Annotated in this window: 28 protein-coding genes; 12 read left to right on the top strand and 16 right to left on the bottom strand. The window is 70.1% G+C overall.

Features of this window, described 5'->3' with window-relative positions; all coding sequences use genetic code 11:
- Window positions 1-94 precede the first annotated feature (94 nt).
- The 4 genes from ACTWNK_RS11770 to ACTWNK_RS11755 all read left to right on the top strand — a co-directional run bounded on the left by ACTWNK_RS11770 (window position 95) and on the right by ACTWNK_RS11755 (window position 1671).
- Entirely contained in the window at window positions 95-592 is a 498-nt protein-coding gene (locus tag ACTWNK_RS11770; RefSeq protein ID WP_474303934.1) for a hypothetical protein, read from the top strand.
- Window positions 589-1092 (top strand): ferritin-like domain-containing protein, encoded by a 504-nt coding sequence (locus tag ACTWNK_RS11765; protein ID WP_474303933.1) that lies wholly within the window; start codon window positions 589-591, stop codon window positions 1090-1092. Before ACTWNK_RS11770 ends, ACTWNK_RS11765 begins: the two co-directional genes overlap by 4 nt.
- A gap of 64 nt (window positions 1093-1156) precedes the next feature.
- Window positions 1157-1354 (top strand): DUF4236 domain-containing protein, encoded by a 198-nt coding sequence (locus tag ACTWNK_RS11760; protein WP_474303932.1) that lies wholly within the window; start codon window positions 1157-1159, stop codon window positions 1352-1354.
- A gap of 104 nt (window positions 1355-1458) precedes the next feature.
- Window positions 1459-1671, top strand: coding sequence for a DUF4236 domain-containing protein (locus tag ACTWNK_RS11755; protein ID WP_474303931.1), 213 nt, complete (start codon window positions 1459-1461; stop codon window positions 1669-1671).
- A 26-nt stretch (window positions 1672-1697) separates the two neighbouring features.
- On the opposite strand, the gene ACTWNK_RS11750 is transcribed toward ACTWNK_RS11755, so the two are convergent.
- From ACTWNK_RS11750 to ACTWNK_RS11730, 5 genes are all read right to left on the bottom strand, one after another.
- Window positions 1698-2657: a zinc-binding dehydrogenase gene (locus tag ACTWNK_RS11750; RefSeq protein WP_474303930.1), complete on the bottom strand. Its 960-nt coding sequence runs from the start codon at window positions 2655-2657 to the stop codon at window positions 1698-1700.
- Between the two features lie 197 nt (window positions 2658-2854).
- Window positions 2855-3310: a DoxX family protein gene (locus ACTWNK_RS11745; RefSeq protein ID WP_474303929.1), complete on the bottom strand. Its 456-nt coding sequence runs from the start codon at window positions 3308-3310 to the stop codon at window positions 2855-2857.
- Window positions 3311-3585: 275 nt separating this feature from the next.
- The gene (locus ACTWNK_RS11740) at window positions 3586-5328 is read right to left on the bottom strand and encodes a proline--tRNA ligase (protein ID WP_474303928.1); all 1743 of its coding nucleotides are present in this window, start codon (window positions 5326-5328) and stop codon (window positions 3586-3588) included.
- Window positions 5329-5413: 85 nt separating this feature from the next.
- A complete protein-coding gene (locus ACTWNK_RS11735; protein ID WP_474303927.1) occupies window positions 5414-6076 on the bottom strand; it encodes a hypothetical protein in 663 nt (220 codons plus the stop codon).
- A 170-nt stretch (window positions 6077-6246) separates the two neighbouring features.
- Entirely contained in the window at window positions 6247-6693 is a 447-nt protein-coding gene (locus tag ACTWNK_RS11730; protein ID WP_474303926.1) for a hypothetical protein, read from the bottom strand.
- Between the two features lie 224 nt (window positions 6694-6917).
- On the opposite strand from ACTWNK_RS11730, the gene ACTWNK_RS11725 reads away from it, so the two are divergent.
- The 5 genes from ACTWNK_RS11725 to ACTWNK_RS11705 all read left to right on the top strand — a co-directional run bounded on the left by ACTWNK_RS11725 (window position 6918) and on the right by ACTWNK_RS11705 (window position 12102).
- The gene (locus tag ACTWNK_RS11725) at window positions 6918-7916 is read left to right on the top strand and encodes a phenylacetate--CoA ligase family protein (RefSeq protein WP_474303925.1); all 999 of its coding nucleotides are present in this window, start codon (window positions 6918-6920) and stop codon (window positions 7914-7916) included.
- A gap of 94 nt (window positions 7917-8010) precedes the next feature.
- The gene (locus ACTWNK_RS11720; RefSeq protein ID WP_474303924.1) at window positions 8011-9144 is read left to right on the top strand and encodes a class I adenylate-forming enzyme family protein; all 1134 of its coding nucleotides are present in this window, start codon (window positions 8011-8013) and stop codon (window positions 9142-9144) included.
- Between the two features lie 40 nt (window positions 9145-9184).
- Complete coding sequence (locus ACTWNK_RS11715) at window positions 9185-10495, top strand: FAD-dependent oxidoreductase (protein ID WP_474303923.1); 1311 nt, start codon at window positions 9185-9187, stop codon at window positions 10493-10495.
- Window positions 10496-10537: 42 nt separating this feature from the next.
- Window positions 10538-11707, top strand: coding sequence for a DUF6986 family protein (locus tag ACTWNK_RS11710; protein ID WP_474303922.1), 1170 nt, complete (start codon window positions 10538-10540; stop codon window positions 11705-11707).
- The gene (locus ACTWNK_RS11705; RefSeq protein ID WP_474303921.1) at window positions 11704-12102 is read left to right on the top strand and encodes a RidA family protein; all 399 of its coding nucleotides are present in this window, start codon (window positions 11704-11706) and stop codon (window positions 12100-12102) included. The genes ACTWNK_RS11710 and ACTWNK_RS11705 overlap by 4 nt, the downstream gene beginning before the upstream one ends.
- Here the strand turns inward: ACTWNK_RS11705 and ACTWNK_RS11700 are convergent.
- From ACTWNK_RS11700 to ACTWNK_RS11690, 3 genes are all read right to left on the bottom strand, one after another.
- Window positions 12099-12779, bottom strand: a complete 681-nt coding sequence (locus tag ACTWNK_RS11700) for a copper homeostasis protein CutC (protein ID WP_474303920.1) — start codon at window positions 12777-12779, stop codon at window positions 12099-12101. The genes ACTWNK_RS11705 and ACTWNK_RS11700 overlap by 4 nt on opposite strands.
- Window positions 12780-12896: 117 nt before the next feature.
- Window positions 12897-13466 carry a GNAT family N-acetyltransferase gene (locus ACTWNK_RS11695; protein WP_474303919.1) on the bottom strand — a complete coding sequence of 190 codons (570 nt, stop codon included), beginning with the start codon at window positions 13464-13466 and terminating at the stop codon, window positions 12897-12899.
- A 359-nt stretch (window positions 13467-13825) separates the two neighbouring features.
- A complete protein-coding gene (locus tag ACTWNK_RS11690) occupies window positions 13826-14575 on the bottom strand; it encodes a GntR family transcriptional regulator (RefSeq protein WP_474303918.1) in 750 nt (249 codons plus the stop codon).
- A 137-nt stretch (window positions 14576-14712) separates the two neighbouring features.
- Here ACTWNK_RS11690 and ACTWNK_RS11685 point away from each other — a divergent pair, with 137 nt between their 5' ends.
- On the top strand, window positions 14713-15030 hold the full coding sequence (locus ACTWNK_RS11685; protein ID WP_474303917.1) for a hypothetical protein: 318 nt from the start codon (window positions 14713-14715) through the stop codon (window positions 15028-15030).
- A gap of 156 nt (window positions 15031-15186) precedes the next feature.
- On the top strand, window positions 15187-16479 hold the full coding sequence (locus ACTWNK_RS11680) for a DUF2252 domain-containing protein (protein ID WP_474303916.1): 1293 nt from the start codon (window positions 15187-15189) through the stop codon (window positions 16477-16479).
- 17 nt (window positions 16480-16496) lie between these two features.
- Here ACTWNK_RS11680 and ACTWNK_RS11675 read toward each other — a convergent pair whose 3' ends face one another.
- Together ACTWNK_RS11675 and ACTWNK_RS11670 are read right to left on the bottom strand one after the other, a co-directional pair.
- Window positions 16497-16937 (bottom strand): pyridoxamine 5'-phosphate oxidase family protein, encoded by a 441-nt coding sequence (locus ACTWNK_RS11675; RefSeq protein WP_474303915.1) that lies wholly within the window; start codon window positions 16935-16937, stop codon window positions 16497-16499.
- The gene (locus ACTWNK_RS11670) at window positions 16934-17608 is read right to left on the bottom strand and encodes a DUF899 domain-containing protein (protein WP_474303914.1); all 675 of its coding nucleotides are present in this window, start codon (window positions 17606-17608) and stop codon (window positions 16934-16936) included. Before ACTWNK_RS11670 ends, ACTWNK_RS11675 begins: the two co-directional genes overlap by 4 nt.
- A 95-nt stretch (window positions 17609-17703) precedes the next feature.
- Here ACTWNK_RS11670 and ACTWNK_RS11665 point away from each other — a divergent pair, with 95 nt between their 5' ends.
- Window positions 17704-18156 carry a winged helix-turn-helix transcriptional regulator gene (locus ACTWNK_RS11665; protein ID WP_474303913.1) on the top strand — a complete coding sequence of 151 codons (453 nt, stop codon included), beginning with the start codon at window positions 17704-17706 and terminating at the stop codon, window positions 18154-18156.
- A 40-nt stretch (window positions 18157-18196) separates the two neighbouring features.
- Here the strand turns inward: ACTWNK_RS11665 and ACTWNK_RS11660 are convergent, their stop codons facing one another.
- From ACTWNK_RS11660 to ACTWNK_RS11635, 6 genes are all read right to left on the bottom strand, one after another.
- A complete protein-coding gene (locus tag ACTWNK_RS11660) occupies window positions 18197-19012 on the bottom strand; it encodes an ATP-grasp domain-containing protein (protein WP_474303912.1) in 816 nt (271 codons plus the stop codon).
- Window positions 19013-19718: 706 nt separating this feature from the next.
- On the bottom strand, window positions 19719-19976 hold the full coding sequence (locus tag ACTWNK_RS11655) for a hypothetical protein (protein WP_474303911.1): 258 nt from the start codon (window positions 19974-19976) through the stop codon (window positions 19719-19721).
- A 93-nt stretch (window positions 19977-20069) separates the two neighbouring features.
- Window positions 20070-20327 carry a hypothetical protein gene (locus ACTWNK_RS11650; RefSeq protein WP_474303910.1) on the bottom strand — a complete coding sequence of 86 codons (258 nt, stop codon included), beginning with the start codon at window positions 20325-20327 and terminating at the stop codon, window positions 20070-20072.
- A gap of 366 nt (window positions 20328-20693) precedes the next feature.
- Window positions 20694-21377, bottom strand: a complete 684-nt coding sequence (locus ACTWNK_RS11645) for a pentapeptide repeat-containing protein (RefSeq protein WP_474303909.1) — start codon at window positions 21375-21377, stop codon at window positions 20694-20696.
- A 354-nt stretch (window positions 21378-21731) separates the two neighbouring features.
- Window positions 21732-23228 (bottom strand): glycoside hydrolase family 3 protein, encoded by a 1497-nt coding sequence (locus ACTWNK_RS11640; RefSeq protein WP_474303908.1) that lies wholly within the window; start codon window positions 23226-23228, stop codon window positions 21732-21734.
- 98 nt (window positions 23229-23326) lie between these two features.
- Window positions 23327-24712, bottom strand: coding sequence for an alkaline phosphatase D family protein (locus ACTWNK_RS11635; protein ID WP_474303907.1), 1386 nt, complete (start codon window positions 24710-24712; stop codon window positions 23327-23329).
- Window positions 24713-24819 lie beyond the last annotated feature (107 nt).

Genomic DNA, 24819 nt, shown 5'->3' with positions numbered 1-24819 from the left:
CGCCCGACGGTCTCGGAGGTGTGCGCACCCGGGAGCCCGTACGATGCTGTGTGCGCGTCGCGTAACCGTATCCCACACCCCGGAGGTCGATCCTGTGCGCCCCCTGTCCCGGCGAGCCGTCATCGCGGGCGGCACGGCGACGGTGGTCATCGCGGGGTCGACGGCGCTGCTGTCCGGTTGCTCGCCCGAGCCCGCCGCGACCGAGGCCGTCACGCCGCCGCCGGATCCCGAGCACGTCCTGCTGCGCGAGCTCGTCCAGGGCAAGGAGGAGATCGTCGCGCTCTACACGGCGATGATCGAGGCGGGACGCACGAAGCTGACGCCGTTCCGCGAGCGGCACCAGGCCCATCTGACGGAGCTGCGCGAGCGCCTGCCCTCCCCTTCTCCTCAGGCCTCTCCCTCGGGGTCGGCCTCGCCTTCCGGTTCGGCGCCGGTCAAGCCGTCGCAGTCGCGGCTGCGTGAGGCCGAGCGCAAGGCCGTCGCCCTGCGCACGCGCCAGCTGGCCACCGCCTCGCCCGCGCTCGCCCAGCTCATCGCCAGCATCGGCGCGTGCGAGTCCGCCCATGTCATCGCGCTGGGCAGGCCCCTGTGACGGCCGATCCCACGGCGACGCCCACGGCATCGGCCGACGCCGACGTCGCCGCCCTGCGCAAGGTGCTGGCCGCCGAGCATGCCGCCGTCTACGCCTACGGCATGGTCGCGGCGCGCACGACCGGTGTGCTGCGCGCCAGGCTCGGCGCCGCGTGGAACGCCCATCGCGCACGGCGCGACCAGGTGCGCGCGCTCATCACGGCCAAGGGCGCCAAGCCCGCCGAGCCGGAGGCGTCCTACACGCTGCCGGTCTCGCCCGGTTCGGCGCGTGAGGCGGTGGAGCTGGCCGTGCATCTGGAGGCGGGGGTGACGGCGACCTATCTGGAGCTGGTGGCGTCGGGCGACGCGGCGTTGCGGCGATACGCGGCGCTGGCCATGCAGGAGTCGGTCGCCAGGTCGTACTCCATGCGTCCCGAGATCGCCGCCTTTCCCGGGATGGCGGCGGAGCCGGTCGCGCAGCAGCCTTCCGCCTCGGCGCCGGCCTCGCCTCAGGGCGGCTGAGCGAAGCCGGGCTTGAACCTCTCTTTACCGGGTAGCCGATGGGCTCACCGTTATGGAGGATCCGATGGGCTGGGGATACAGGAAGTCACTCAAGTTCGGGCCGTTCCGGCTCAACCTCTCCCGGGGCGGCGTCGGCCACAGCTGGGGCAACCGGATGTTCCGGGTCACCCGGACGGCCGACGGACGCAGGACGCTGTCGGTGAACCTGCCCGGCGGCTTCCACTGGCGCAAGACGCTGAGCGGGCGCGCCAAGCGCGGTTAGGCGTCGCGCCGCACGGGACTCGCCGCACGGAACTCGCCGTACGGAACTCTTCGAGGGTGCCCTTCGTTGTCAGGGCACCCTCGAACATGTCCGAAGGAGCCGCGATGAGCTGGCACTATCACAAGTCCATCAAGATCGGCCCGTTCCGGATCAACCTCTCCAGGCGCGGCGTGGGCGTGGGCGCCGGACGGGTGCACGTGAGCACGGCGCCCGACGGCCGCCGCCATGTCAGCCTGCGTCTTCCCGGCGGCTTCCACATCGGCAAGACGCTGGGCGGCTCCCGTCGCGGCCCGCACGGGCGCCGCTTCCGCTACTGACGCACGAGGCTACCGACGCGCGAGGGTCAGGGCTGCAGCAGGGTCTTGCCGACGACCGTGCGCTCCTCGATGGCCGCGTGTGCGCGTGCCGCCTCCTCCAGGCGATACCTCTGGCCGATCACCGGTCGCAGCCGCCCGGCCGCGGCCTCGACCAGCGAGCGCACGACGAGCGGCCCGATCTCCTCCGGCGCGAACTGCACCTGCTCGATCCCCGCCAGCCGTACTCCCCTGCTTGCGGCCAGGGCCGGGTCGATCGCGGCGAAGCCGCCGCCGGGCGCTCCGTGCGCGGAGAAGTGACCGCCGTCGGCCACCGTCTCGAAGGCGCGCAGCCCCACCTCGCCGCCGACCCCGTCGAAGACGACGTCGACGCCGCTCGCGGGCAGCAGGTCGGTCCAGTCCTCTGCCGTGGTGTCCACGACGAGTGCGGCGCCCTGCTCCCGTACGAGGTCGGCCTTGGTCTTGCCCCTGGCGGTGGCGATCACGTGCGCGCCCGCGGCCGAGGCGAGCTGGACCAGCAGCACGCCGAGGCCGCCGCTGGCGCCGGTCACCAGGACCCGGTGGCCGGGCTCGACCCCGGCCGCGTCGAACAGGCCGAGTGCGGTGGGCCCGTCGTGCAGCAGGGAGGCGGCCACATCCAAGGCGAGCCCTTCGGGCACGGGCACCAGGCCGGCCGCATCGGCGAGCACCTGCTCGGCGTAGCCACCGCTCACCCCGGTGCGTACGGCGACGGCGGCGCCGACCAGCTGGGCGGACACGCCGGGCCCCACGGCACGCACGCGTCCGGCCACCGCGCCTCCGGGCACGTACGGCGGATCGACGGGGAACCAGCCGACGCCGTTGCCCCTGCGGATCTCGGTCTCGAGGAAAAGGGTGTCGGCGGCCTCGACGGTGATCACGGCCTGGCCGGGCCCTGCCACGGGATCGGGCACCGTGGCGGTCCGCAGAACGTCGGGCTCGCCGTACTTGGTCACCTGGGCCACGCGCATGTCGTCCACTCCTTCGTAGCGGGCGCGTGTTCGCGCCCCGTGGAGCCATGCTGCAACCTCAACCGGCCTTCAGGTCAATCGTCGTGCGCTCCGGGCCGTCACGCCCGGCCGGGTACGGGGGTGACGGAGCGCTGACGAGGCCCTGGGTCCGTCACGCCCGGCCGGGTACGGGGGTGACGGAGTGTGAGAAGGAGATATCAGGCTTGGGGCGCCACCGCTGAGGCGGGAGTGGGTTCGCTCCCCGTCTCACCGGCTCCCCTCTGGCGATACTGGGCGATGAGGGCGTCGAGCGACCACGCGCCACCGCCGATCACGACGAGGGCCAGGAAGGCCCAGGAGTACAGAGCTGCGAGCTCGCCGCCGTTGAGCAGCGGGAAGACGCTCTGTGGCAGGTGCACCGAGAAGTAGGCGTAGGCCATCGTTCCCGAGCAGATGAAGGCGGCGGCGCGGGTGCCGAGACCGAGCACCACGAAGCTGCCACCGATGAGCTCGATCATCGAGGCCCACCAATGCGGCCATGCGCCGATCTCGGGCACCTGACCGTTGAACGGTCCGCCCATGATGTCGAACAGGCTCGCCGCACCGTGGCAGGCGAACAGCAGCCCGACGACGACGCGGAAGAGCGACACGATTGTGCCGCGGAAGAGATCCATCGGTCTCCTTTCGATGACGGAGCATCGAACAGCCCGAGGTCGTGCTCCGTGCTGGGGGGTCGGACCAGAATCTAAAGGAAACTTTCCTAACAGTAAATGGTGTTAGTTGAGCATTTTACGAGTGAGTGTCAAGTAGTTGGGGTTCCATCTAAGTCCGCCCAGTACAGGGCAGCACAAAGGCCGGCACCCGAATAAAAATCCGGTTGCCGGCCCGTGAACTCAACGAGTCATTTGTATATACGGCCGTATATAAGACGAAGGTATGGAATACCGGGTCAGCCGCGTACGGCCGCCTCGATGAGATCGGCCGCCTGAGCCAGGGCGATCTCCTCCTTGGACCCGGCCGCCCGATCGCGCAGCTCGACCAGACCGTTGGCCAGGCCCCTGCCGATCACCACGATCGTCGGCATGCCGAGCAGCTCGGCGTCCTTGAACTTGACGCCGGGCGAGACGCCGACCCGGTCGTCGACGAGCACCCGCACGCCACGCGACTCCAGCTCGGCGGCCAGGTCGAGTGCGGTCTCGATCTGGTTCTCCTTGCCGGTGCCCACGATGTGCACGTCGGCGGGCGCGATCTCACGCGGCCACACCAGGCCGAGCTCGTCGTGACGCTGCTCGGCCACCACGGCCACCGCACGCGAGACGCCGATGCCGTAGGAGCCCATCGTGATGCGGATCGGCTTGGAGTCGGGGCCGAGCGCGTCGAGCCCGGCGGCGTCGGCGTACTTGCGGCCGAGCTGGAAGATGTGGCCGATCTCGATGCCCCTGTCGATGGACAGCTCGGAGCCGCAGCGGGGACAGGCGTCGCCCGCGCGCACCTCGGCGGCCTCGATCGTGCCGTCGGGCTCGAAGTCACGGCCCGCCACCACGTTGACGGCGTGCTTGCCGCTCTCGTTGGCGCCGGTCACCCAGGAGCTGCCGGTGACCACGCGGGGGTCGACCAGATAGCGGATGCCGAGCTCGCGCAGCACCTGCGGGCCGATGTAGCCGCGGACGAGGCCGGGGTGCTTGGCGAAGTCGCCCGCCTCGAAGATCGCGGGCTCGCCGGGCGCCAGCGCGGCCTCCAGGCGCTTGAAGTCCACCTCGCGGTCGCCGGGGACGCCGATGATCAGGGTCTGCGTCTCGGCGGAGCCGGGCGTGCTCACCTTGACCACGACGTTCTTGAGCGTGTCGGCCGCGGTGATGCCCAGGCCGTGGTGGTCGTTGACGTGCTGGACGAGGCTCTCGATCGTGGGCGTGCCCGGGGTGTCGAGCACCTGGAGCGCGGGCCCGTCGATCGCCTTGGCGGGCGGCGCGGGCGTCGTGACGGCCTCGGCGTTGGCGGCGTAGCCGCAGGTGTGGCAGGCGACGAAGGTGTCCTCGCCGGTGGGCGTCGGGGCCAGGAACTCCTCCGACGCCGAGCCGCCCATCGCGCCCGAGGTGGCGAAGCAGATCTTGTAGTCGATGCCGAGCCGGTCGAACGTCTTGATGTAGGTGTCGCGGTGGTGCTCGTAGGAGCGCTTGAGGCCGTCGTCGTCGAGGTCGAAGGAGTAGGAGTCCTTCATGACGAACTCACGGCCGCGCAGGATGCCGGCCCTGGGCCTGGCCTCGTCGCGGTACTTCGTCTGGATCTGGTAGAGGGTGACCGGGTAGTCCTTGTAGGAGGAGTACTCGCCCTTCACCATGTCGGTGAACATCTCCTCGTGCGTGGGGCCGAGGAGGTAGTCGACGCCCTTGCGGTCCTTCAGGCGGAACAGCGTGTCGCCGTACTCGGTCCAGCGGCCGGTCGCCTCGTAGTACTCGCGGGGCAGCAGGGCGGGGAAGAGCACCTCCTGGGCGCCCATCCGGTTCATCTCCTCGCGCACGACGCGCGTCACGTTCTCCAGGACGAGCTTGCCCAGGGGCAGCCAGGAGTAGACGCCGGGCGCGACCCTGCGCACATATCCGGCGCGGACCAGGAGCTTGTGGCTCGGGACTTCCGCGTCTGCCGGGTCGTCCCGCAGGGTGCGAAGAAACAACGACGACATGCGCAGCAGCACGGCCACTCCTTGCTCGGAAACCAGGTGAAGGCTTACAGGCTATCGACATCGCGCACCTGAAGCGCTCACGTTTACCGGCGGTGCGCTACAGCGCGAGCATCGTCCAGGTGGCGACCCCGGCCACCACGAGGGCGATGGCCACCGCCCGCAGCCGTCCCGCCGCGCCCTCCCGCAGCGCCACCGCGAGCCCGATCGACAGGGTGGCGACCACCAGGGCGGGCACCGGCCAGAATCCGGCCTGCGAGTCGACGAAGCCCGGTGTGGCCCTGTCGACCACGTCGGCGAGCAGCAGGCCCGTGATCAGCCCGGCGGCCAGGTCGCCCCAGGCGTCGCGCCTGCGCGTGAGATAGCCCAGCATGCCGAGCACGACCAGCAGCAACATCAGCATGTTGAGCCCGGCCGCACTGCCGCCGATGGCGTCGAAGTCCATGTCGCCCATGAACGCGTTGCCGCCCATCGCCGCCACCAGCGTGGCCGTCGAGGCCAGGAAGGTGGTCAGCAGCGCCCAGCCGAACCCCGAGGCGCTGACCCCCACGTAGATCGCGACCGCGAGATAGGCGTAGGGGTCGTAGAACTCCCCCACCCCTTGCAGGCCGAGCGCGGAGACGAGCATGCCCACCGCACCGGCGCCGAGGCCGAGAACGAACGCGACGAGCACGTGACGCTGGATGCCACGCAGCCGCCGGTCGTACTCCGCGAAGTCCGCATAGTCGATAGGTAGCTTCTTGTGGTTCATCGTGTCGTTCATCGGTTACCTCCCCCCTACCACCTGTAAAGGTAGCTTTGTGGAGAGTATGCGGACTTACAGGAAAAGTAAATTTCGGTCAACCACAAGTCACGCTCTCACGCGACCAGCAATCGCTTGGTTGATGAAAGTCCGCGCACACCACCGATGACCAGCGAGAACCCGCAGCACGCTCAGCCGCCGAGCAGTTCCTCCCACGGCCTGCGCGCGTTGGTGCTCCGGGTGGTGTCGAGCGCCTCGCTCAGTCTCCAGAACCCGGACTTGGCCCGCATCCGCTCCCTGCCGAGCGGGTCGACGGCATGCAGCTCGAAACGCACGCCCAGCACGTCGAGGATGGCGATCGTGCGGGTGCCGGGGCCGATCGGCGTCACCAGGCCCGCGGGCTTGGCGGGGTCGCGCACGGTCTCGTGCAGCAGGGTCGTCACCTCGCTGGCGAAGGGACCCTCACGCCACTCGACATGCCAGCTGTGATCGGCGCCGAGCCACCAGCTCAGGTCGCGGCACGTCTCGATGAACTCGGCCTCGCTCGCCAAAGCCGCCATGACCCGGCCGAAAGCCTCAAAGCGTCGCGCGCTGTCCAGGTCACGCGGCGTCTCGCGCGTCCTGCGGAAACCCCTCATGTCTGGGAGCGTGCCATCCTTGGGCCGCCTCGCGCCCTTGTTTCGCCGCATCGAAGCGCCAGATCCCACGAGAACACACTCTGATCGAGCCGGCCCCTTCCCGCAAGGCCTCCCAGGATCCGGTGTAGGCCAAATCTCGGTCCGGTCCGTGCCTGGACGGCGGCGCGGGGCGGGGCCAGGCTGACCCCAGGGGCCGCACCGGTCCGCGACGGAGGTGGGGTCCCGTGATCCGCTGGCACACCAGGCAGGACCTGGGCACGACCGCGCACGAACCGCCCGGCCTGCTGCACGTGGCGCCCGACGCCTCCAGCGCCGTCACCGTGACCCCCGAGCACCAGGCCGTCACCGCCGCCGCGCTCGCCGCCTGCGGGGTCACCCGGCGCGACCGGATCGCGGTGACGCTGGCCGAGCCGTTCGGGTCGCTGTGGGCGCGGGCCGGGGCCGACGCGGGAGCCGCCGCCGCTTCGCTGGGCCCGCGCGGGCGGGCCAGGCTGCTCGGGACGCTGGGCGCGCTGCGGGCCGACGTGCTGGTGAGCACGCCGACCGGGGCCGTGCACCTGCTCGAAGCGGGAGGCGGCCCGCGGCTCGGACGCATCGTGGTGACGGGCGAAGTCGCCTCCCCCGGCACCCTGCGCGCCCTGGCCGCCGCGACCGGCGCGCAGGTGAGCGAGGTGTACGCCGATCCGTTCAGCGGCGCCGCGATCGCCAGGCGCGGCGCGCAGGACGAGCCGCTGACACCGGTGCCGGGCGGGCTGGTCGATCTGTGCCCGCTGGACAAGGACGAACTGCTCACCCCGCCGTACGCGCCTGGCCTGGCCGAACTGTCGGTCGTACGCGACGGCGAGGTGCTGCGCACCGGGCAGGTCGTCAGGCTCGAAGGCGGCCCGGCGCTGCCCGCCCCCGAGCACACGATCGGCGAGCACATCCTGCTCAGAGGCGTATGGCTGTCGCTGCCCGCGCTCGGCGCCGCGCTGCGGCCGGTCGAGGGGGTGTCGGGCTGGCGGCTGACCGTGAGCAGGCCGGGCGCGCTCGACGTCGCCTCGCTCGCCGTGGCGTTCGCCGAGCCGTACCCGGAGGCCGACGAGCGGCTGCGGCGGGCGGTGCGGGCGGTCAGCCCGGTCCGGATCGGCGTCGAGCCGGTCGGCGAGGGGGCGGGGCTCACGCCGTACGGTGTCGTGGTCGATGAGCGGGGGCACCATCTCGGGCGGGCGCGGGGCGGGTGAGCGGCGCAGGCCGTACTGAAAAAGACCTGATGAGGGCGCGCTCGGCGGGGTTTCGGGAGGTAGCGTGTAAGGGCGTACTTCTCTGGAGCCGCTCATGCTTCGCATGCTCGCCGGAGAGGCCGCACGGAGGTTCGGGGCTCGCGCGGCGCTCGTCACCGGCACGGTCGCACTCACCTTCGCCGATCTCGATCGGATGTCCGACTCGGTCGCCGCAGGGCTGGCCCACAGGGGCCTTCGGGTGGGCGACGTGGTCGCCACCGCACTGCCGGACGGGCCCGAGTTCGTGGTCTGCTACCTGGCCGCAGCCAAGATCAGCGCGGTCACGGCAGGGCTGGACATCCGCAAGCGAGGTCTGCGCACCCTTCTCGACGACCTCGAACCCGACCTGGTGATCACCGCGCCCGGTGTGCTGCCGCCGCTGCCGGGGCGTGATGTCGTCGTGCTGCCGGGCGACGGCGTGAGCTACGGGCCGCTGCTGCGCGAGGAGCCGCCTCCGCCGCCGCTGCCGCCCGATCCGTGGCGGCCCGTCGTCATCTCCTACACCTCGGGCACGACCGGCAGGCCCAAGGGCGTGGTGTTCGGCGACGCGCAACTGGCCGCGATCCGGGCGCACAACGCGGGCACCCGGTGGGGCCTGGGCGAGCCCAGGCTGGTGCCGCACGCGCTGGCGCACGCGGCGTTCGCCACCCGGCTGCCCGTGGCCCTGCAGACCGGCAGGACGACACACGTGCTGCCGCGCTGGGACCCGGTCTCGGCGCTCGGCGTCGTGGTGCAGCACGAGTTGCCCGTCCTGCACGGCAGCCCGTCCCAGCTGGCCACCATGCTCGACCTCGGCGTGCGGCCGCCCTCGATCGGCCTGGTGCTGACCTCGGGCGCGCCGGTCCCCGCGCCGCTGGTCAAGGCGCTGCGCGAGACCTACGGGGTGCCGGTGTGCAACCGCTACCAGTGCACGGAGGCGGGCCTGGGCATGGGCACCTCGCCCGGCGACCCGCCGGAGGACGCCGAGGAGACCGTGGGCAGGCCGAGGGTCGGCGTGGACGTCTCGATCAGGGGACCCGACGGGCGCCAGGTCGTCGCGGGGGACGTCGGGCACGTCCTGCTGCGCTCCAAGGCCGTGATGAGCGGCTATGTCGGCCGTACCCCTCCGGGTGTCTTCACCCGCGACGGGTTCGTCCGCACAGGTGACAGGGGATATCTCGATCACATCGGGAGGTTGCATCTGGTGTGACAGGGTGGGGTGTTACACAATCGCGCGTAGGGAGGTCCATATGACCTTGAATGTCGCGGTTGTCGGATCTGGACCGGCCGGGATCTACACGGCGGAAGCCTTGGTCAAGCAGTCGGCAGGCGCGGTCCGGGTCGATGTGCTCGAACGGCTGCCCACGCCCTACGGCCTGGTCAGGTACGGCGTGGCGCCGGACCACACCTCGATCAAGTCGATCGCGGGCTACCTGCGCAAAGTGCTCGAACTCCCCCAGGTGCGCTTCGTCGGCGGCCTCACCCTGGGCCAGGACGTCTCCACCGAAGACCTGCTGACCTGCTACGACGCCGTCGTCTACTGCACCGGCGCCATGGTCGACCGGCGCATGGGCATCCCGGGCGAGGACCTGCCCGGCAGTGTGGCCGCCACCGACTTCGTCAACTGGTACTGCGGGCACCCCGACGTCGAACCCGGCCGCTTCAGCCTCGACAGCCCCGAGGTCGCCGTGATCGGCGTCGGCAATGTGGCCGTCGACGTCGTGCGGGTGCTGGCCAAGACCTCGGCCGAGCTCAGCCCCACCGACGTGCCGCACGACGTGCTCGCCCGGCTCGAACTCAGCCAGGTCAAGGCCATCCACATGATCGGCAGGCGTGGCCCTGAGCATGCCAAGTTCACCCTCAAGGAGCTGCGTGAGCTCGGCGAGCTGACCAACGCCGACGTGTGCGTACGCCCGGACGAGGCCGCCGTGCCCGGCGCCGACTACCCCCGCCAGGTACGCGGCAACATCGACGTGCTGCAGTCGTGGGCGGGCAGGGCGCCGCTCGGCAGGCCCCGACGTCTGGACGTGCGCTTCTGGATGAAGCCCGTGGAGATCCTCGGCTCCACCCGGGTCGAGGGCCTGCGGCTGGAGCGCACGCGGCTCGACGACAACGGCAGGGTGGTGGGCACCGGTGAGTTCGAGACGCTCGCCGTCGGCATGGTGCTGCGCTCGGTCGGCTACCAGAGCGTGCCGCTGCCCGGCGTGCCGTTCTCGACCGCGACGATGACCGTGCCCAACGACGCCGGACGGGTACGCGAGCGCGAGTACGTCGCGGGCTGGCTCAAACGCGGGCCGACCGGCGTGATCGGCACCAACAAGTCCGACGCCGCCGAAACCGTCAGAACCCTTCTCGCCGATCTCGCCGACCGCCGGGCCACCCCCCTGGCCTCGCTGGACGACCTGCTGGCCGCGCGCGGCGTCGAACCCGTCACCTATGCCGACTGGCGTGCCATCGAGGACGCCGAGGCCGCGCTCGCCGAACGGCTCGGCAGGGGCGAGCGCGTCAAGCTCGTCGGCCTCGACGCCATGCACGCGGCCGTGCGGGCGGCGCGGGCGTAGGGCGGCGCGGGGCCGCGCTGATCGTCTGGGTAGGGTGCGGCCATGCGCATCACCCTCGACCAGAAGCCGGTGGCCGGGTTCGCAGCCGCCCACGACAGCCAGCAGATCCGCTACCCCTACGCGGAGCCGGGCTGGCAGCCGGTGCACACGGTCTACGTGCCCGCCGACAGGTTCGACGCGGGCACGACGATCGCGTGGGGCGAGCAGGCGCTGCGGCTGACACACGAGCACCTGGCCGACGCGGGCACGCTCGCCGAGGTGTTCGGCCTGCCGCAGCCCCTCGCCGCGGCCGTGCGCGAACGGCTGCTCGCCAAGCTGGCGGCCGAGCCGGTCGAGGACCTGCGCATCGACTTCGAGGACGGCTACGGCGTACGGGCGGGCGAGGAGGAGGACGAGCACGTCACGCTGGCCGCCGAGGCCGTGGCCGCGCTGCACGCCAGAGGCACGCTGCCCAGGCGCTGGGGGCTGCGGGTGAAGTCCTTCGCCGACGGCGACGCGGCCAGGGCGGTGCGCACGCTCGACGGCTTCCTGACCGAGGTGACCGCCAGGGCCGGGGTGCTGCCCGCCGGGTTCGTGGTGACCTTCCCGAAGGTGTTGATGGAGGCCTACCTCACCCAGTTCGGCGCCGTGCTCGACCGGCTCGAACACCGGCTCGGCCTGGCCGGGCTGCGGTTCGAGCTGCAGGTCGAGGCGCCGCAGACGGTGGCGTTCCTGCGCCCGGACCTGGCCTCCACACTCGGCGAACGGCTGGCGGGCGCGCACTTCGGCGTGTTCGACTACACCGCCTCGATCGGCCTGCCGCCGCACGAGCAACGCCTGGACCATCCGTCCTGCGACCACGCCAGGCACGTCATGCAGACGGCGTTCGCCGGGACCGGCGTCGAGCTGTCCGACGGCTCGCTGGCCGCATCGCCCGCCTCCGAGGCCGCCGCCGACGTGCACGCCCTGTGGCGCAGGCACGCGGCCCTCGTACGCCATTCGCTGGGCAACGGCTTCTACCAGGGCTGGGACATGCATCCCTCGCACCTGGTCAGCCGTTTCGCCACCGTGCACGCCTTCCATCTGGCCCGCCACGACGAGTACGCCGCCCGGGTCGGCGCGTGGCGCGACAGGCGGGAGGCGGGTGGCGGGATCATGGACGAGCCCGCGACCGTCAAGACACTCGCCGCGGCTCTGCGGCGGGCCGAGCACGCATTGGAGATCCGGACATGACCACCGTCGAACTCGGCGGCACGCGGGACCTGCCACCCGCGACCGGCTACAGCCACGTCGCCTCGATCGCGCCCGGCGCCAGGATCGTGTGGACCTCGGGCCAGGTGCCCTACGACACACGCGGCACGCTGGTCGGCCCGGGCGACTGGGAGGCGCAGACCAGGCAGGTCATGCGCAATCTGGGTGCGGCGCTGGCCGAAGGCGGTGCGACGTGGGCGGATGTGTTCAAGCTGACCATCTATGTCGTCGACACCGCACACCTGCCGGTCGTACGGGCCGTGCGCGACGAGTTCGTCGACACCGCGCGCCCGCCGACGAGCTCGCTGGTCAAGGTGGCCGGGCTGTTCCACCCGGACGTCCTGGTCGAGATCGAGGCCGTGGCGGCCGTGGCCTAGAAGGCGTCCACGACCGAGCGCCACTCGGCCACCAGCGGCGCCTCGACGGGATCGCTCCACGAGGCGCGTACGGCGCTGCCGACGTGGAAGGCGCGCACGCCGTAGTCGAGCAGCGGCGGCACGTGCGCCGGCTTCAGCCCGCCGCCCGCCAGGATCAGCCCGCCGTCCCCGGCCTCGGCCCTGGTCTTCAGCAGGGCGAGCCCGTCGCCGACGCCGGTGGCCGAGCCGGAGGTGAGCACGGTGGCGAGGTTCGGCAGCAGCCGCACGGCGCGCCAGGCCGCCTGGATGTCGGCGGCGTGGTCGACCGCGCGGTGGAAGGTCCACGGCAGCGGCGAGACGGCGTGGATGAGCGCCTCGGTGGCGAGCAGGTCGACCGCACCGGCCTCGTCGAGGAAGCCGAAGACGAATCCGGCGGCGCCCGCCTGTGCGAGCTCCTTCACCGAGCCCTTGAGCCGGTCGAGCATGTCGGCGTCGGCGCCGAACCCGGCCTCCAGCCTGAGCATCACCATCTGCGGCAGCGCGCACTCCCTGGTGATCTCGGCGACCGTCTCCGCTGCCGGGGTGAGCCCGTCCGACGCCATGTCGGCGACGATCTCCAGGCGGTCCGCGCCGCCCTGCTCGGCGGCGACGGCGTCTCGCACATCCAGTGCGATCACCTCAAGAAGGGATCCGGTCATGATGGTGAGGCTATCGGGTGGTTCGCCCCCCACCTGGTGGCAGGGGGTGGCTGACAGGCGGTTCCCCCGAACGGTGAGGACCGCCTGTCAGACCAGATCAGACGACTTTAGGAGCCGTCAGGCCTCGATCAGCTCGGGCTGGTGGAAGTCGAGCGAGCCCGTGCGGATGATGGCCGGCCGCTGGAACAGCGCCCCCGAGGCGCGGTGCGGCAGATCCACCGTGCGCAGGTGGGTGAAGCGACGGCTGCGGTAGTAGCCCTGCAGGCCCGGGTTGTCCTTGGCGCAGTCGAGTCTGAGCCAGCGCAGCCCGGCCTGGCGCACGCGGGTGCCCGCCCAGTCGAGCAGGGCGTCGCCGATGCCGTCGCCCGACCAGGCTCGGTCCACGGCCAGCTTGTGGACGTAGAGGGCATCGGCCGGGCGATCGGACAGCGCCCAGAACTCGGGATCGGCATGCCCGTCGACGGCGATGGTGGCCACGGTGTGCTCGCGGCTCTCCAGGACGTGCAGGACCTGGGCGTCGATGAGCGGCTCGATGCGCTCGGGCCCGAAGCCGCCCCTGGGCCACTGCCGCACCCCCCGGGAGTAGAGCCACTCGGCGGTGTCGGCGAGCAGGGTCAGCACCCCCTGCAGGTCCTCGGGCCTGGCCCGGCGCAGGGTGAGCGGGTGGAGCAGGGTGTTGGAGTGCATGATGAGCCCCTTCATGGCGTTGAGGGCCGTCCCTGCGCCGGGGGCACCGATGCTCGGACGGGCATCGGGGCGTCGAAAAGCCCGGCGGCGCGCAGGGGCCCAGTTGCCTCTGGTGGCCCCGGTGCGCCTGGGCTGCTCAGTTGCTTCGGGTGGCGCAGTTGCATTGGGTAGCAGAATGAACACGAAGTGTGCTCACTCGACGGCACACGGCTTTCGTGTAGATATAGACGGATAAATCGGAATTTGGGGGCGTATGCACGACTCCCCCTCGCTCAGCGGGGAAGCAGAACCCGACCGAGCCGTCCGCCGCCAGCTACCCTGGCGGCGGGTTCACCCCCAAGCCGGCCCGGAACCCCTGATCAGCGGCTACCGAGCTCGTATCTGATCAAGTGCTTGTCGGCGGGGAGCACCGACACCGCGACACGCACGGGCGCGTCGTTCCTGTCGTATCCGACCCTCACGTAGACGACGACGGGCGTGCCCAGTTCGAGCTTGAGGCGCTCGGCCTCCACCTCGTTGGGCATCCGCGCCATGATGTCGTCGACCACACGGACCTGCGCGTAGCCGAGCTCCTCCAGCACCCGGTTGGCGCCACGGGCGATGTCCCCGGGACGGGCGATCTCCGTTCCCGCCACGAGGGCCAGCGGGAAGAAGGAGTCGTTGGTGTTGTACGGCTGGCCGTCGACGAACCTGAGCCGCCTGCGCACGACGGCCAGCCCGTCGTCGGCGAGTTCGAGACGACTGGCGTACTCCTCGGGCGGGTGCACGATCGAGACCTCGATCACCTGGCTGGGATCGCGCCCCTCCTTGGAGACGGCGAAGGCGAAGGCCTCCCTGAGCTCCCCCTCCGGCTGCGAGGCGAGCTCGCGCTGGGGGTACATGAGCAGTGGCCTGCGGTCTCTGACGACGGTGCCGCGGCGTGGCGTTCGGGTGACGAGCCCCTCGTTGACCAGCTCACCCAGGGCCAGCCGCACCGTGTTGCGGCTGACTCCATAGGACAGCATCAGGTCCGCCTCGGTCGGCAACTGGTCGCCGGGACCGAGGTCACCGGAGTAGATGGCTCTGCGCAGTTCCGAAGCCACCTGCTGGTACAGCGACGACCGTGCCACTTTCACCCCTTTTGTTCCAACAATTTAGACGATCTGGTTCTACCTAGCCACAACCCCTTGACCGCATGCCCTTGACAGCCGCATTATCCATTCGTTGGTACAAATCCATCGAAAGGTCGGCGAGGGGGTGACCGCCGGTGTTGCCGGTCCGTGCGAACGCGCCGTACCTGCCCTGGCACGACCCTCGCGAGGCAACACGTTTACTGCGTTACGCGTTGCATCGCCAGGGCTTCACCCACACCTACCAGAGCAACGGGAATGGCATGTCCGTGCTGTCGGTACTGACGGAAGTCACTGTGTGGTGCAAAGATGGACTGTTCATGTGGAATGAGGACGGAGAGCTCGTCACTCACCCGCTGGACGATCCTGTCGGCGCGGCCGACCGCATCGCGCGGCGTTACCAACTTCCGGAAGCGCACTCCCCCAACGACTCCGTACGCGAGCAGTCGGCCTAGGACCCCATCCCTCGCCGGGGTCCTCGCGCCGTCGCGTCGGGGAGGGAGGCGTGTCCTGGCGGGTCCCCCACGCCCGCCAGGGCACGCACTCCACCACCGCGCGGGGCGCCCTCCGCCTCTAGTCGCGCGACGCTCACGGGCCGTAACCTGCCCTCTATGGCACGCGCCGACTACCTGTTAGAGGTCCTCATCGCCGAGTTCGGCTCGTCGATGGAACGTGACCCCGCCTCCTTCACCCGCAAGTTCCGCAAGATGGCGGCCTCGCCGTTCGCCTTCTACCGGGGCAGCGCGTGCGTCTTCTACGCCGACATGACCGGCCCCTTCGCCGACGACGCCTTCCTCGACGGGCCGACCAGCAGGGCCTGGATCCACGGCGACCTGCACGCCGAGAACTTCGGCACCTACATGAACGCCTCCGGCGTGCTCGTCTTCAATGTCAACGACTTCGACGAGGCCTATGTCGGGCCCTACACCTGGGACCTGAAGAGGTTCGTGGCCAGTGTGGCGCTGATCGGCTACGCCAAGGCGCTGTCGGACGAGGCGATCACCTCGCTCGTGCGCGACTTCGCCGGTTCCTACCTGCACGAGCTGACCGGCATCGCGCACGGCGGCGACGACGCGATCGGCTCGCTCACCCTCGACACCACGACCGGCGTCCTGCACAAGGTGCTGCAGACCGCCAGGCTCAACACCAGGGTGGCGATGCTCGACGTCGAGACCACGATCGACAACTACGACCGGCGCTTCGCCCTCATGGACGGCAGGGAGGCGGTGGACGAGGGCACGCGTGAGGCGGTGCTCGCCGCGTTCGCCGACTACCTGACCACACTGCCCGGTGACGGCGGCGGCGTCGAGCACACGATCAAGGACGTGGCGCTGCGCAAGGGCGTCGGCATCGGCTCGGCCGGGCTGCCCTCCTACAACCTGCTGCTCGAAGGACACACGCAGGCCCTGGAGAACGACGTCATCCTCTATATGAAGCAGGCCCAGGTGCCCGCCGTCGCCCGCTACATCGACGACTCCCGGGTGCGCTCGTACTTCCTGCACCAGGGGCACCGCACGGCCGAGTCGCAGCGCGCGTTGCAGGCCTATGCCGATCCGTGGCTGGGCTACACCTCGCTCGGCGGCGTCGGCCAGCTCGTCGCCGAGGTCTCGCCGTACTCCGCCGACCTGGACTGGGGTGACGTCAACGAGCCGGGCGAGCTGGCCTCCGTGGTGAGCGATCTCGGGCGCGCGGTGGCACGGATGCACTCGGTGGCCGACGACGAGTCCAGCCACGACCTGGTGGACTTCTCCACCGAGGAGGCGATCGAGAAGGTCGTGGGCGGCGACGCCGAAGGGTTCACCACGATGCTGGTGGAGTTCGCGCACACCTACGGGGCCAGGGCGCGGCTCGACCACCAGACGTTCGTCGACCTGTTCCGCAACGGACGGCTGCCCGGCCTGTAGCCGGCACGGGCCGTCCCCTAGGCGAAGTCGTGGCTGAGCCAGCGCAGCGGCCGGCCGGTGAACAGCACGAACGTACCCGTCGGCGCGGCGACCTCCGCCTCGGCGAAGGCCAGCGCCGCCTCCTGCGGCAGATAGCGCGAGACGATCTCCACGACCTGCCCGGCCGAAGGCGAGCGGTCGACCCCGGTCAGCTCGCACTCCACGGTGACGTACCTGTAGGGCGGGTCGCTCTTCTGCACGCTCAGGCTGAAGGCGCCCGCCCGCTCCAGCAGTCCCGTCTTGCGCGCGCTCCTGCCCTGGGTGCCGGTGAAGAAGGTCAGCTCGCCATCCGGCCGATAGGCATACCAGACGGGTACGGCCAGCGGGGGCCTGTCGTCGCCCGAGGCCACACTGAGCACGGCGATGTGCGGCAGGGCGAGGAAGCGCTCCCGCTCGGCCTCGGTCAGCGGCCCGCTCATGCGCCCGGGTATTCGTCGCGCAGGCGCAGCCAGCTCATCGTCGGATCCTGCGGCCGTCCGGGCGGCGAGTCCTCCCACTGCTCCTGCCTGCCGTACGGGGTCAGGTCGAGGAGGTTGAAGTCGAGGCGCAGGCGGTCCACGCCTCGGCCCTGGGTGACGTAGGTGCGGAAGACGTCGTCGCCGTCGCGCAGGAAGACGTTGAGGGCGAAGCCGCCGGTCAGGCCGAGATCGCGGTAGAAGGCGGGCGTGCGCGAGGAGTACCACGGCACGCTCCAGCCCATGCGGCTCCTGACCGGCTCGATCTCCCGCTGCGGCGCCTCCGACATCAGGATCAGGGTGGTGTCCCTGGCGTTGAGATGCGTCTGGTCGGCGATGTTGTCGGTGAACGAGGCGCAGCCGCCACAGATGTCGTCCTGGCCGGGGGCGAGCATGAAGTGGTACACGACGAGCTGCCGCCGTCCGGCGAACAGACCGGCGAGGTCCGTGGCGCCGCCGTCCGGCGCGGTGAAGCGGTAGGCGTCCAGGCCGGGCAGCGCGGTCATCGGCAGCCTGCGGCGCTCGGCGGCCAGGGCGTCGAGCGCCTTGGTCAGGGCCTTCTCCTTGACCAGCAGGGCGGCACGCTCCCGCTGCCACTGCTCGGGGGAGACGATGTCGGGGTGGCTGTGGCTCATGTCTCCCCTCCCTTCCGTTTCTTGAAGGAACCCTCTCGTTCCCGACGCTAGCAGCGACCGTTCCCTGAGGGAACCCTTACCCCTAGACTGATCGGATGCAGCGAACGCAATTCGGCGACATGGCGTGCTCGATCGCCCGCACCCTGGATGTGATCGGCGAGCCGTGGTCGCCGTTGATCCTGCGCAATGTGTATGTCGGCATCACCCGGTTCGAGCAGCTCCAGCAGTCGCTCGGCATCTCCAGGAAGGTGCTGGCCGAACGGCTCAGATGGCTGGTGGACAGCGGCGTGCTCGACCGGCGCGAGTACTCCGTCAGGCCGGTGCGCCACGACTACACGCTGAGCGCCAAGGGGCGTGAGCTGTGCGATCTGCTGCTGGTGATGGTCGGGTGGGGTGATCGCTGGACGGCGGGCGAGGCCGGGCCGCCCGTGCTGTACCGGCATCACGGCTGCGGGCGGATCGCCCACGTCGAACTGCACTGCTCGGAGTGCGGCGGGCCCATGCGGGCGACGGACGTCGACGTGCTGCCCGGACCGGGAGCCGCCTGACGACACCGGAGTGCCGCCCTCCGGGAAGGGCGGCGCCCGGCTACAGCAGTTCGGTCAGGGCGGTGGCCAGGCGCTTGGCCGCGTCGCCGGAGTGGCTCAGATAGAGGTACGGCTCGGTCAGCTCCAGCTCGATCAGCGCCGGGGCGCCGTCGGCCAGGCGGACGAGGTCGACCCTGGCGTACAGCAGGTCCTCGGGCACGGCGGCCAGCACCCGCTCGGCGAGCTCGACCTGGTCGGGGTCCGGCGCACGCAGCGTGGCCAGCGCGTTGTCCGACAGCGTCGCCCCCTTGGCGAGCATCGGGCTACGGCGTACGGCATGGCTGAACGTCCGGTTGAAGTACAGCAGCGAGGTCTCCCCCTCCGACTCCACCATGTCGAGGTACGGCTGGACCATCGGTGTACGGCCTTCGGCCTCCAGCATGGCGGCGTGCGCCTTGGCCACGGCCGGGTCGGCCGTCCTGATCGTCTGCAGGGCGCCCGCCGAGACGGCCGGCTTGACGACGTACTCCGCCCACTGCGGCAGGCCCTCCGACGACCAGTGCGTGGGCACGATCGGCACGTCGAGGTCACGCAGGTACGTCTTGTCGGTGTTGCGCTCGATGACCGAGGCCGGGTTCAGCAGCCTCGTCACCTTCTCGACGCGATGCGCCCACGCCACGAACTCGACCCGCCGCGTCACGTAGTCCCACACCGACCGGACGACCGCCACATCGAACTCCGCCCAGTCCACCTCGGCGTCGTCCCACCGCACGGCCCGCCCTCGCACCCCGACCTCCCGCCACGCCGCGAGCACGACCTCCTGCTCGTTGTCGTTGGCGTCCGGGTCGGCGAATGTCACATATGCACTGGTAGTCACGTATCACATGGTAGGAGAGATGCTTTACGGGTTTGTGCGGTTGAGGGGGGTATGGCGGGGGTAGTGGGTGGAGCTGTGCGCAGGGGTGGGGTTGGCGGCTGACGGCTGGGCGCAGCTGGCACGCGAGTGCGCGTCCTCCAAACGCGCCCCCGCACACGGCGAAGGCGATCACAGTGCTCCCACGGCTGTCACGAGGCGACGGCCGTGTGTGTGGAGCCCTGTGATCGCCCAAGCCGTCACGAGGACCGCGATCACCTCAACCACCCGGGTAACGCGATCGCGCTCAGTGGGCACGATCGTCGGCGACAACCCAATCACCTGCGGCATCGAACCCACTGCGATCACGTGGCCACGGCGATCGCCTCACCGATCCGATCCCCATGGCTGGCCGGACCGCACAGCCGATTGCGATCCACAGCCGATGCGGTCATGCGACCGATGCGGTCACGCGACTGCGATGCGACTGACGCGCCCACGCCCTGTGCGACCTGCCGATGGCCCCCGTAGCTGGTGCGGCAGCCACGAGCACATCGGCGCGGCCGTACATCGGCACGCCGGTGCGTCAGCTCGCCGGAACGCCACAACGTCCACCCGGGCCGCGACCACGACAGTCGTCACGGTCATGGTCGGCGAGGATGGGCGAAACGGCGCTGAACGACACGAGCCGGATCCCGTCGAATCCGGCTCGCGCGTTCGTCTTGTCGGGCTATTCGGCGTGAACGTCGACCGACACGCGGCTACCGTTGGAGGCGGTGACCGCGTTGCCGTTGATGTTGTTGACGTTGGTCGAACGGCCGGTGCCGACGTTGCTGGCGAACACGTTGCCGAAGTTGTTGCCCGACTGCAGCGAGTCGTTGTTCCAGCTCGAGTTGTCCGTCGTCGAGTCGGCGTGAGCCGGGACGGCCATCAGGACGGTGCCCGCAGCGGCGACGACGATACCGGTGACGCAGAGCTTCTTGAACATGACAAATCCTTCCGAGAAGGGGATGAAGGTACGGAATGCAGGCCGCCGAAGTGCCCGGCGGTCGGGGAAGTGCAGAGAAGATCGAGTGGTGGCCTACTTGAAGATGTAGGTCACCGAGATGCTGCTGCCGGAGGCAGTGGTGGCGATACCGTTGATGTTGTTGACGTTGGTGGAGCGGCCCGAACCGTCGTTGGAAGCACCGACGTTCCCGAGGTTGTTGCCTGACTGCACCGCGTCGCTGTTGCTGCTCCAGTTGCTCGTCCAGCTGTCGGCGTGAGCGGGCGTCGCCAGCAGGGTGGCACCCGTCGCCGCGGCCAGCACCGCGCCTGTAGCACACAGCTTCTTCAACACTCTTGAGCTCCTTCGCCAGGTGAGGTCGGCCCCGAGCCGAAATCGGAGGAGTCATCACGAAACCCGGGCCCGACGGCACGTGACGACTACTTTGACTCCGGTTGACCCTGGGGGGTCAAAGCCAAAGCGATCATATAACTGAGCGTTGATGATGGATAGCTGTAAGTAATCAGAAGATTGTTCCAGGTCACGAAATCCCCTGCCCGGCCATCCCCGGCCCCCGAGAAACCCCAGCTCACAGCCATGCTCCGGTCGAGCTCCCCCGACCCCTCACCCGCGTGCCGCCACACCTCACCGCGCGTGTCGGAACCCACGAGACGCCGGCGCCGAACACCGAACGTCCGCCGCCGGAAGCGCCGGAAACCGTCAGAGAACGGTGATCCCCCGATCCCCCAGGATGGCCGCCGCCTGCGCCTGTGTGATGATCGCCCCGGTCAGCGCGCGGAGCTTCTCGTCGTCCGGATGCCCGATGTCCGCCCCCCGCAGATCGGCCTTCGTGAACTTCGTCCGCAGCACCTTCGCCCCGATCAACCGGGAGTCGCTGAACACCGCGTCGGTGAAATCACAGCCCGACAGATCGGCGTCGTCGAAGCGCACGCCCTCGATCTCGTGCCCGCGCAGCGAGCAGCCGCCCAGGTTGGCCATGGTGAGATTGCTCCGGCTGACCTTGAACCCGGTGCCACGCGAACCGGTCAGGACCGCGCCGATCATGCGGCACCCGGTGAACGACACGTCGGTCAGCAGCGCCCCGCCGAACTGGGCCGACGACAGATCGACATCGGTGAACACCACATCGATGAGATCGGCGTCGACGAACCTGGCGCGCATCCCGCCCCCGCCGGTGAACACGGCCCCGTCGAGATCGGCCTTGCGCAGGTCGACGCCGTCGAGCACGCACGACTCGAACCTCGCCCCCGGCAGGAACGCCCCCCACAGATCGGCCTCGGTGAAGTCGCACTCGCGAAAGACGTAGGGCCCCTCGTCGCCGAGCTCGTGGGACTGGTGTGACAGGTCGAGGCCGCTGAACTCGCGGGCGTGCGTGAGGTCCATCCGGCGATGGTACGGCGAGGCGCCGACAGTCCGGGCCTCGCCGTACACGGTGGGCAGGTCAGCGCAGGCGCAGCTGGATCGCACTGTTGAGCGCGTGCATGCGCAGCGCGACTGGGCCGGCGTCAGCGCCTTGCGCGGAACACGATGTCCACAGGATCGGTGACCGCCGCGGGGGCGGAGAAGGCTGCGCTGAGCAGGGCTCCCGCCGTGATGAGACGCCTCACGAGGTGCCTCGCTTTCCGGTGGTGCTGGAGGAATGTGCGCAGACTCCAGCGGGGCAGGACCCCCGAGTCCCGCCCCGCCTGCGCCCCGGCCGCGAACCGTTTACACTGCGGCGGTTCCAGCACCGGGCGTTTACAGTGCGCCGGTCAGCACCTCGGCCGCGGCCTGGCCGCATACCTGGGCCGACCCGTGCGTGGCGATGTGCACGGCGCCCAGATCGGAGCGCACCGGCAGTCCCATCTCCACGACGACCGCGTCGGGTCGCGCACTCAGCAAGTGATGCAACGCCTCCGTCTGCCACGGATAGCGGTGCGCGTCCCTGGCGACGAGGACGAGCGGTCTGCCGTAGGCCGCCGCGAGCACTTCCTCGATCGCCGCGCCACCTGCCTCGCCCATGACGAAGCGGGTGACCTCCGTGCCGGGCAGCATCCTGCCCAGTGGCTCTCCGACACCCCAGGGGGTGCCCTTGTCGATCGCCAGGTTCATCTCCGGCGCGAACTCCACGATCTGTGGTGGCACGGTCAGCGGCAACACTGCCGTGGCCGATCTCCTCGTCACCCTGATCGCGCGGCGGGCGGCGATCAGGCCCACCTCACCGTCGCACGCCTCACGTACGATCCCTCGCCTTTGGTAGGCCCAGGCGCCCAGCTCGGTCACCCGGCGGGCCGCATCGGCGAGACGCTCCTCAGGCAGCCAGCCGTCGACGACCGCGCCCACGATCGCGTCGCGGGCCTCCTCTGCGGTCGCCTCGTCGGCATGCTCGCCTCCGATGCAGATGGCGTCGGCGCCGGCCGCGATGGCACGGGCGGAGGCTCCGCCGATGCCGTACACGCCGGAGACGGCCGCCATTTCGATGCCGTCAGTGATGATCATGCCCTCGAAACCGAGCTCGTCGCGGAGCAGACCGGTCAGCACGCGTGGGCTGAGCGTGGCCGGTGTCTCGTCGTCGAACGCCGAGACCAGCAGGTGCCCGGTCATCACCGAGCGCACACCGGCCTCGATCGCCGCTCTGAACGGACGCAGCGCGATCTCTTCCAGCTCCGCGATGCCCGCGGCGACCAGGGGTACGCCGTGGTGGGAGTCGACCGAAGTGTCGCCGTGTCCGGGGAAGTGCTTGGCGCAGGCGGCCACCCCGGCGGCCTGCAGACCGCGGACGAAGGCTGTGGTGTGCCTGGCGACCAGATCGGGGTCGGCGCCGAACGAGCGCAGACCGATGACGGGGTTGTCGGGATTGGAGTTGACGTCGGCGTCGGGTGCGAAATCAATCGTCACCCCTGCCGCGGCGAGGTCGTGGCCGAGATCTCGGGCCAGTTGCTCGGTGAGCTCGACGTCGTCGACGACGCCGAGGGCGAAGTTTCCCGGACGGCTGCTTCCCGAAGCGACTTCGAGCCGCGTCACCTCCCCCGATTCCTCGTCGATGCCGACGAGAAGGTGTGGGTTGTGCGCGCGCATCTCTTCGGTCATCTCGGCGACCTGGGTGGAGCTGTCGATGTTGCGAGAGAACAGCACCACCCCGCCGAGTCCGCCGTCCAAGCGGCGGCGCAACCAGTCGGGGGGCGTCCTTCCCACGAAGCCGGGCAGGAGGACGGAGTCGGCAAGGCGCAGCAAGTCGCGGCCAGGCCGTGTCATGAAACACCGCTCTTGGGCATGCCCGTAATCTAATAGGAAACTTTACTATTCTCTAGGGGGGCTGACCTCCCGTTCTACAGACGTCACCGCCATGTTGTTCAGACCTCTCGGCGTCTTATGCCCCTCCCCTCCGTCACGAACTCCGCCATGGTCCGCGACGGAGCGTTTCTGTCGGCCACCGTGTCGACCGCATGGAAGGCGACGCTGAACTCCGATCCGCTCGCCGTACCGGTGACGTAGCCTCGGTGTCCTTCGAAGAAGCGCAGGTGCGGGTTGGCCGCCAGCACCGCAGCACTGTCGGTCGCGGGGGGCAGGCTGGAGATCGAGGTGCCGACGAACTCCGCGCCGACGATCGGCGAGGCGGGGTCGAGGAAGTCGGCCTTGAGATCGGCCGCCCAACTGTTGTGCACGTCACCACTGAGCACCACGAGACCCGACGCACCGGCCCCGAGAATGCGGGCGCGGGCGGCCGGGTAGCCGTCCCAGGCGTCGAGTCTGAGGTTCGGCGCGGGGCCGGGCACGAAACGCCTGGCGAAGAAGAGCGGCTGGAGCAGGATCTTCCACCGCACACCGCTGGTCCGCAGCCGGGAGATCAGCCACTCCTCCTGCGCCCGGCCGAGCATCGTGGTGTCGTCGCGGTACTGGCGGCAGTCCAGGGCGATGAAGTCGGCGATCTGGCCGTAGGTCCTGCGGCGGTACATCTGCAGATCGGCCTGCTGCGGCCGTACCCGCAGCGGCTGGTGCTCGTAGTAGGCCTGGTACGCGGCGATCCGGCGTTTGCGGAAGGCCGATGCGCTCGAACCGTCGCCCGGCGACATGCCCTCGTAGTTGTCCCGCACCTCGTGGTCGTCCCAGGTCGCCACCCAGGGCGCGGCGGCGTGTGCGGCACGCAGGTCGGCGTCGCGTTTGTAGTGGGCGTACCTGTTGCGGTAGCCGTGCAGCGTCGTCACCTCCTTGGCCGGAGGCTCCAGGGGCCTGACCCAGCGACCGGGGCCGGGTGTGCCCGCGGGCCTGCCGTACTCGTAGATGTAGTCGCCCGCGTGCAGGACGAGGTCGGGGCGTTCGGCGGCGAGGTGGCGGTAGGCGGGGTAGAAGCCGTGCTCGTAGCGCTGGCAACTGGCCAGGGCGAACCTGACGGGCTGCAGCGAGCCGGGCGCGGGCGCGGTGCGCGTCCTGCCGATCTGGCTGAGGTCCGATCCGGCGCGGAAGCGGTAGAAGTAGTCGGTCGCCGGGCGCAGTGCCACGATCTTGACATGCACGCTGTGCGCCCATGCGGGCAGCGCCTGGACGACGCCCTGCTGGACGATCGTGGCGAACCGCTCGTCCTCGGCGACCTGCCAGCGCACTTCGACCGGTTTGGCCGCCATGCCGCCCGGCCGGTTCGGATCGGGGTGCACGGGGTCGGGCGCGAGTCTGGTCCAGATGATCACGCCATCAGGGAGTGGCTCCCCCGATGCCACGCCCAGTGTGAAGGGATTTGGCATAGGACAATCCTGACATCACAGACGTTCGATACCAGGGGTGTCGGGCCTCGCACTTGCTGTGAAAGCGTTTGCCTAAAGCAAACGCTTGGCCGCACACAGAAGTGCGG

The sequence above is a fragment of the Nonomuraea sp. IBHARD001 genome (assembly GCF_056106265.1).
The sequence above is the reverse complement of the archived record's forward strand: the minus strand, read 5'-3'. Positions and strand labels throughout refer to the sequence as shown.

Excerpts from the sequence above, each read along its gene's own strand:
- ACTWNK_RS11760 (WP_474303932.1), top strand. The coding sequence starts at position 1,157 with ATGGGCTGGGGATACAGGAAGTCACTCAAGTTCGGGCCGTTCCGGCTC.
- ACTWNK_RS11755 (WP_474303931.1), top strand. The coding sequence starts at position 1,459 with ATGAGCTGGCACTATCACAAGTCCATCAAGATCGGCCCGTTCCGGATC.
- ACTWNK_RS11750 (WP_474303930.1), bottom strand. The coding sequence starts at position 2,657 with ATGCGCGTGGCCCAGGTGACCAAGTACGGCGAGCCCGACGTTCTGCGG.
- ACTWNK_RS11745 (WP_474303929.1), bottom strand. The coding sequence starts at position 3,310 with ATGGATCTCTTCCGCGGCACAATCGTGTCGCTCTTCCGCGTCGTCGTC.
- ACTWNK_RS11735 (WP_474303927.1), bottom strand. The coding sequence starts at position 6,076 with ATGAACGACACGATGAACCACAAGAAGCTACCTATCGACTATGCGGAC.
- ACTWNK_RS11730 (WP_474303926.1), bottom strand. The coding sequence starts at position 6,693 with ATGAGGGGTTTCCGCAGGACGCGCGAGACGCCGCGTGACCTGGACAGC.
- ACTWNK_RS11720 (WP_474303924.1), top strand. The coding sequence starts at position 8,011 with ATGCTTCGCATGCTCGCCGGAGAGGCCGCACGGAGGTTCGGGGCTCGC.
- ACTWNK_RS11715 (WP_474303923.1), top strand. The coding sequence starts at position 9,185 with ATGACCTTGAATGTCGCGGTTGTCGGATCTGGACCGGCCGGGATCTAC.
- ACTWNK_RS11710 (WP_474303922.1), top strand. The coding sequence starts at position 10,538 with ATGCGCATCACCCTCGACCAGAAGCCGGTGGCCGGGTTCGCAGCCGCC.
- ACTWNK_RS11705 (WP_474303921.1), top strand. The coding sequence starts at position 11,704 with ATGACCACCGTCGAACTCGGCGGCACGCGGGACCTGCCACCCGCGACC.
- ACTWNK_RS11700 (WP_474303920.1), bottom strand. The coding sequence starts at position 12,779 with ATGACCGGATCCCTTCTTGAGGTGATCGCACTGGATGTGCGAGACGCC.
- ACTWNK_RS11695 (WP_474303919.1), bottom strand. The coding sequence starts at position 13,466 with ATGCACTCCAACACCCTGCTCCACCCGCTCACCCTGCGCCGGGCCAGG.
- ACTWNK_RS11680 (WP_474303916.1), top strand. The coding sequence starts at position 15,187 with ATGGCACGCGCCGACTACCTGTTAGAGGTCCTCATCGCCGAGTTCGGC.
- ACTWNK_RS11675 (WP_474303915.1), bottom strand. The coding sequence starts at position 16,937 with ATGAGCGGGCCGCTGACCGAGGCCGAGCGGGAGCGCTTCCTCGCCCTG.
- ACTWNK_RS11670 (WP_474303914.1), bottom strand. The coding sequence starts at position 17,608 with ATGAGCCACAGCCACCCCGACATCGTCTCCCCCGAGCAGTGGCAGCGG.
- ACTWNK_RS11665 (WP_474303913.1), top strand. The coding sequence starts at position 17,704 with ATGCAGCGAACGCAATTCGGCGACATGGCGTGCTCGATCGCCCGCACC.
- ACTWNK_RS11655 (WP_474303911.1), bottom strand. The coding sequence starts at position 19,976 with ATGTTCAAGAAGCTCTGCGTCACCGGTATCGTCGTCGCCGCTGCGGGC.
- ACTWNK_RS11645 (WP_474303909.1), bottom strand. The coding sequence starts at position 21,377 with ATGGACCTCACGCACGCCCGCGAGTTCAGCGGCCTCGACCTGTCACAC.
- ACTWNK_RS11640 (WP_474303908.1), bottom strand. The coding sequence starts at position 23,228 with ATGACACGGCCTGGCCGCGACTTGCTGCGCCTTGCCGACTCCGTCCTC.
- ACTWNK_RS11635 (WP_474303907.1), bottom strand. The coding sequence starts at position 24,712 with ATGCCAAATCCCTTCACACTGGGCGTGGCATCGGGGGAGCCACTCCCT.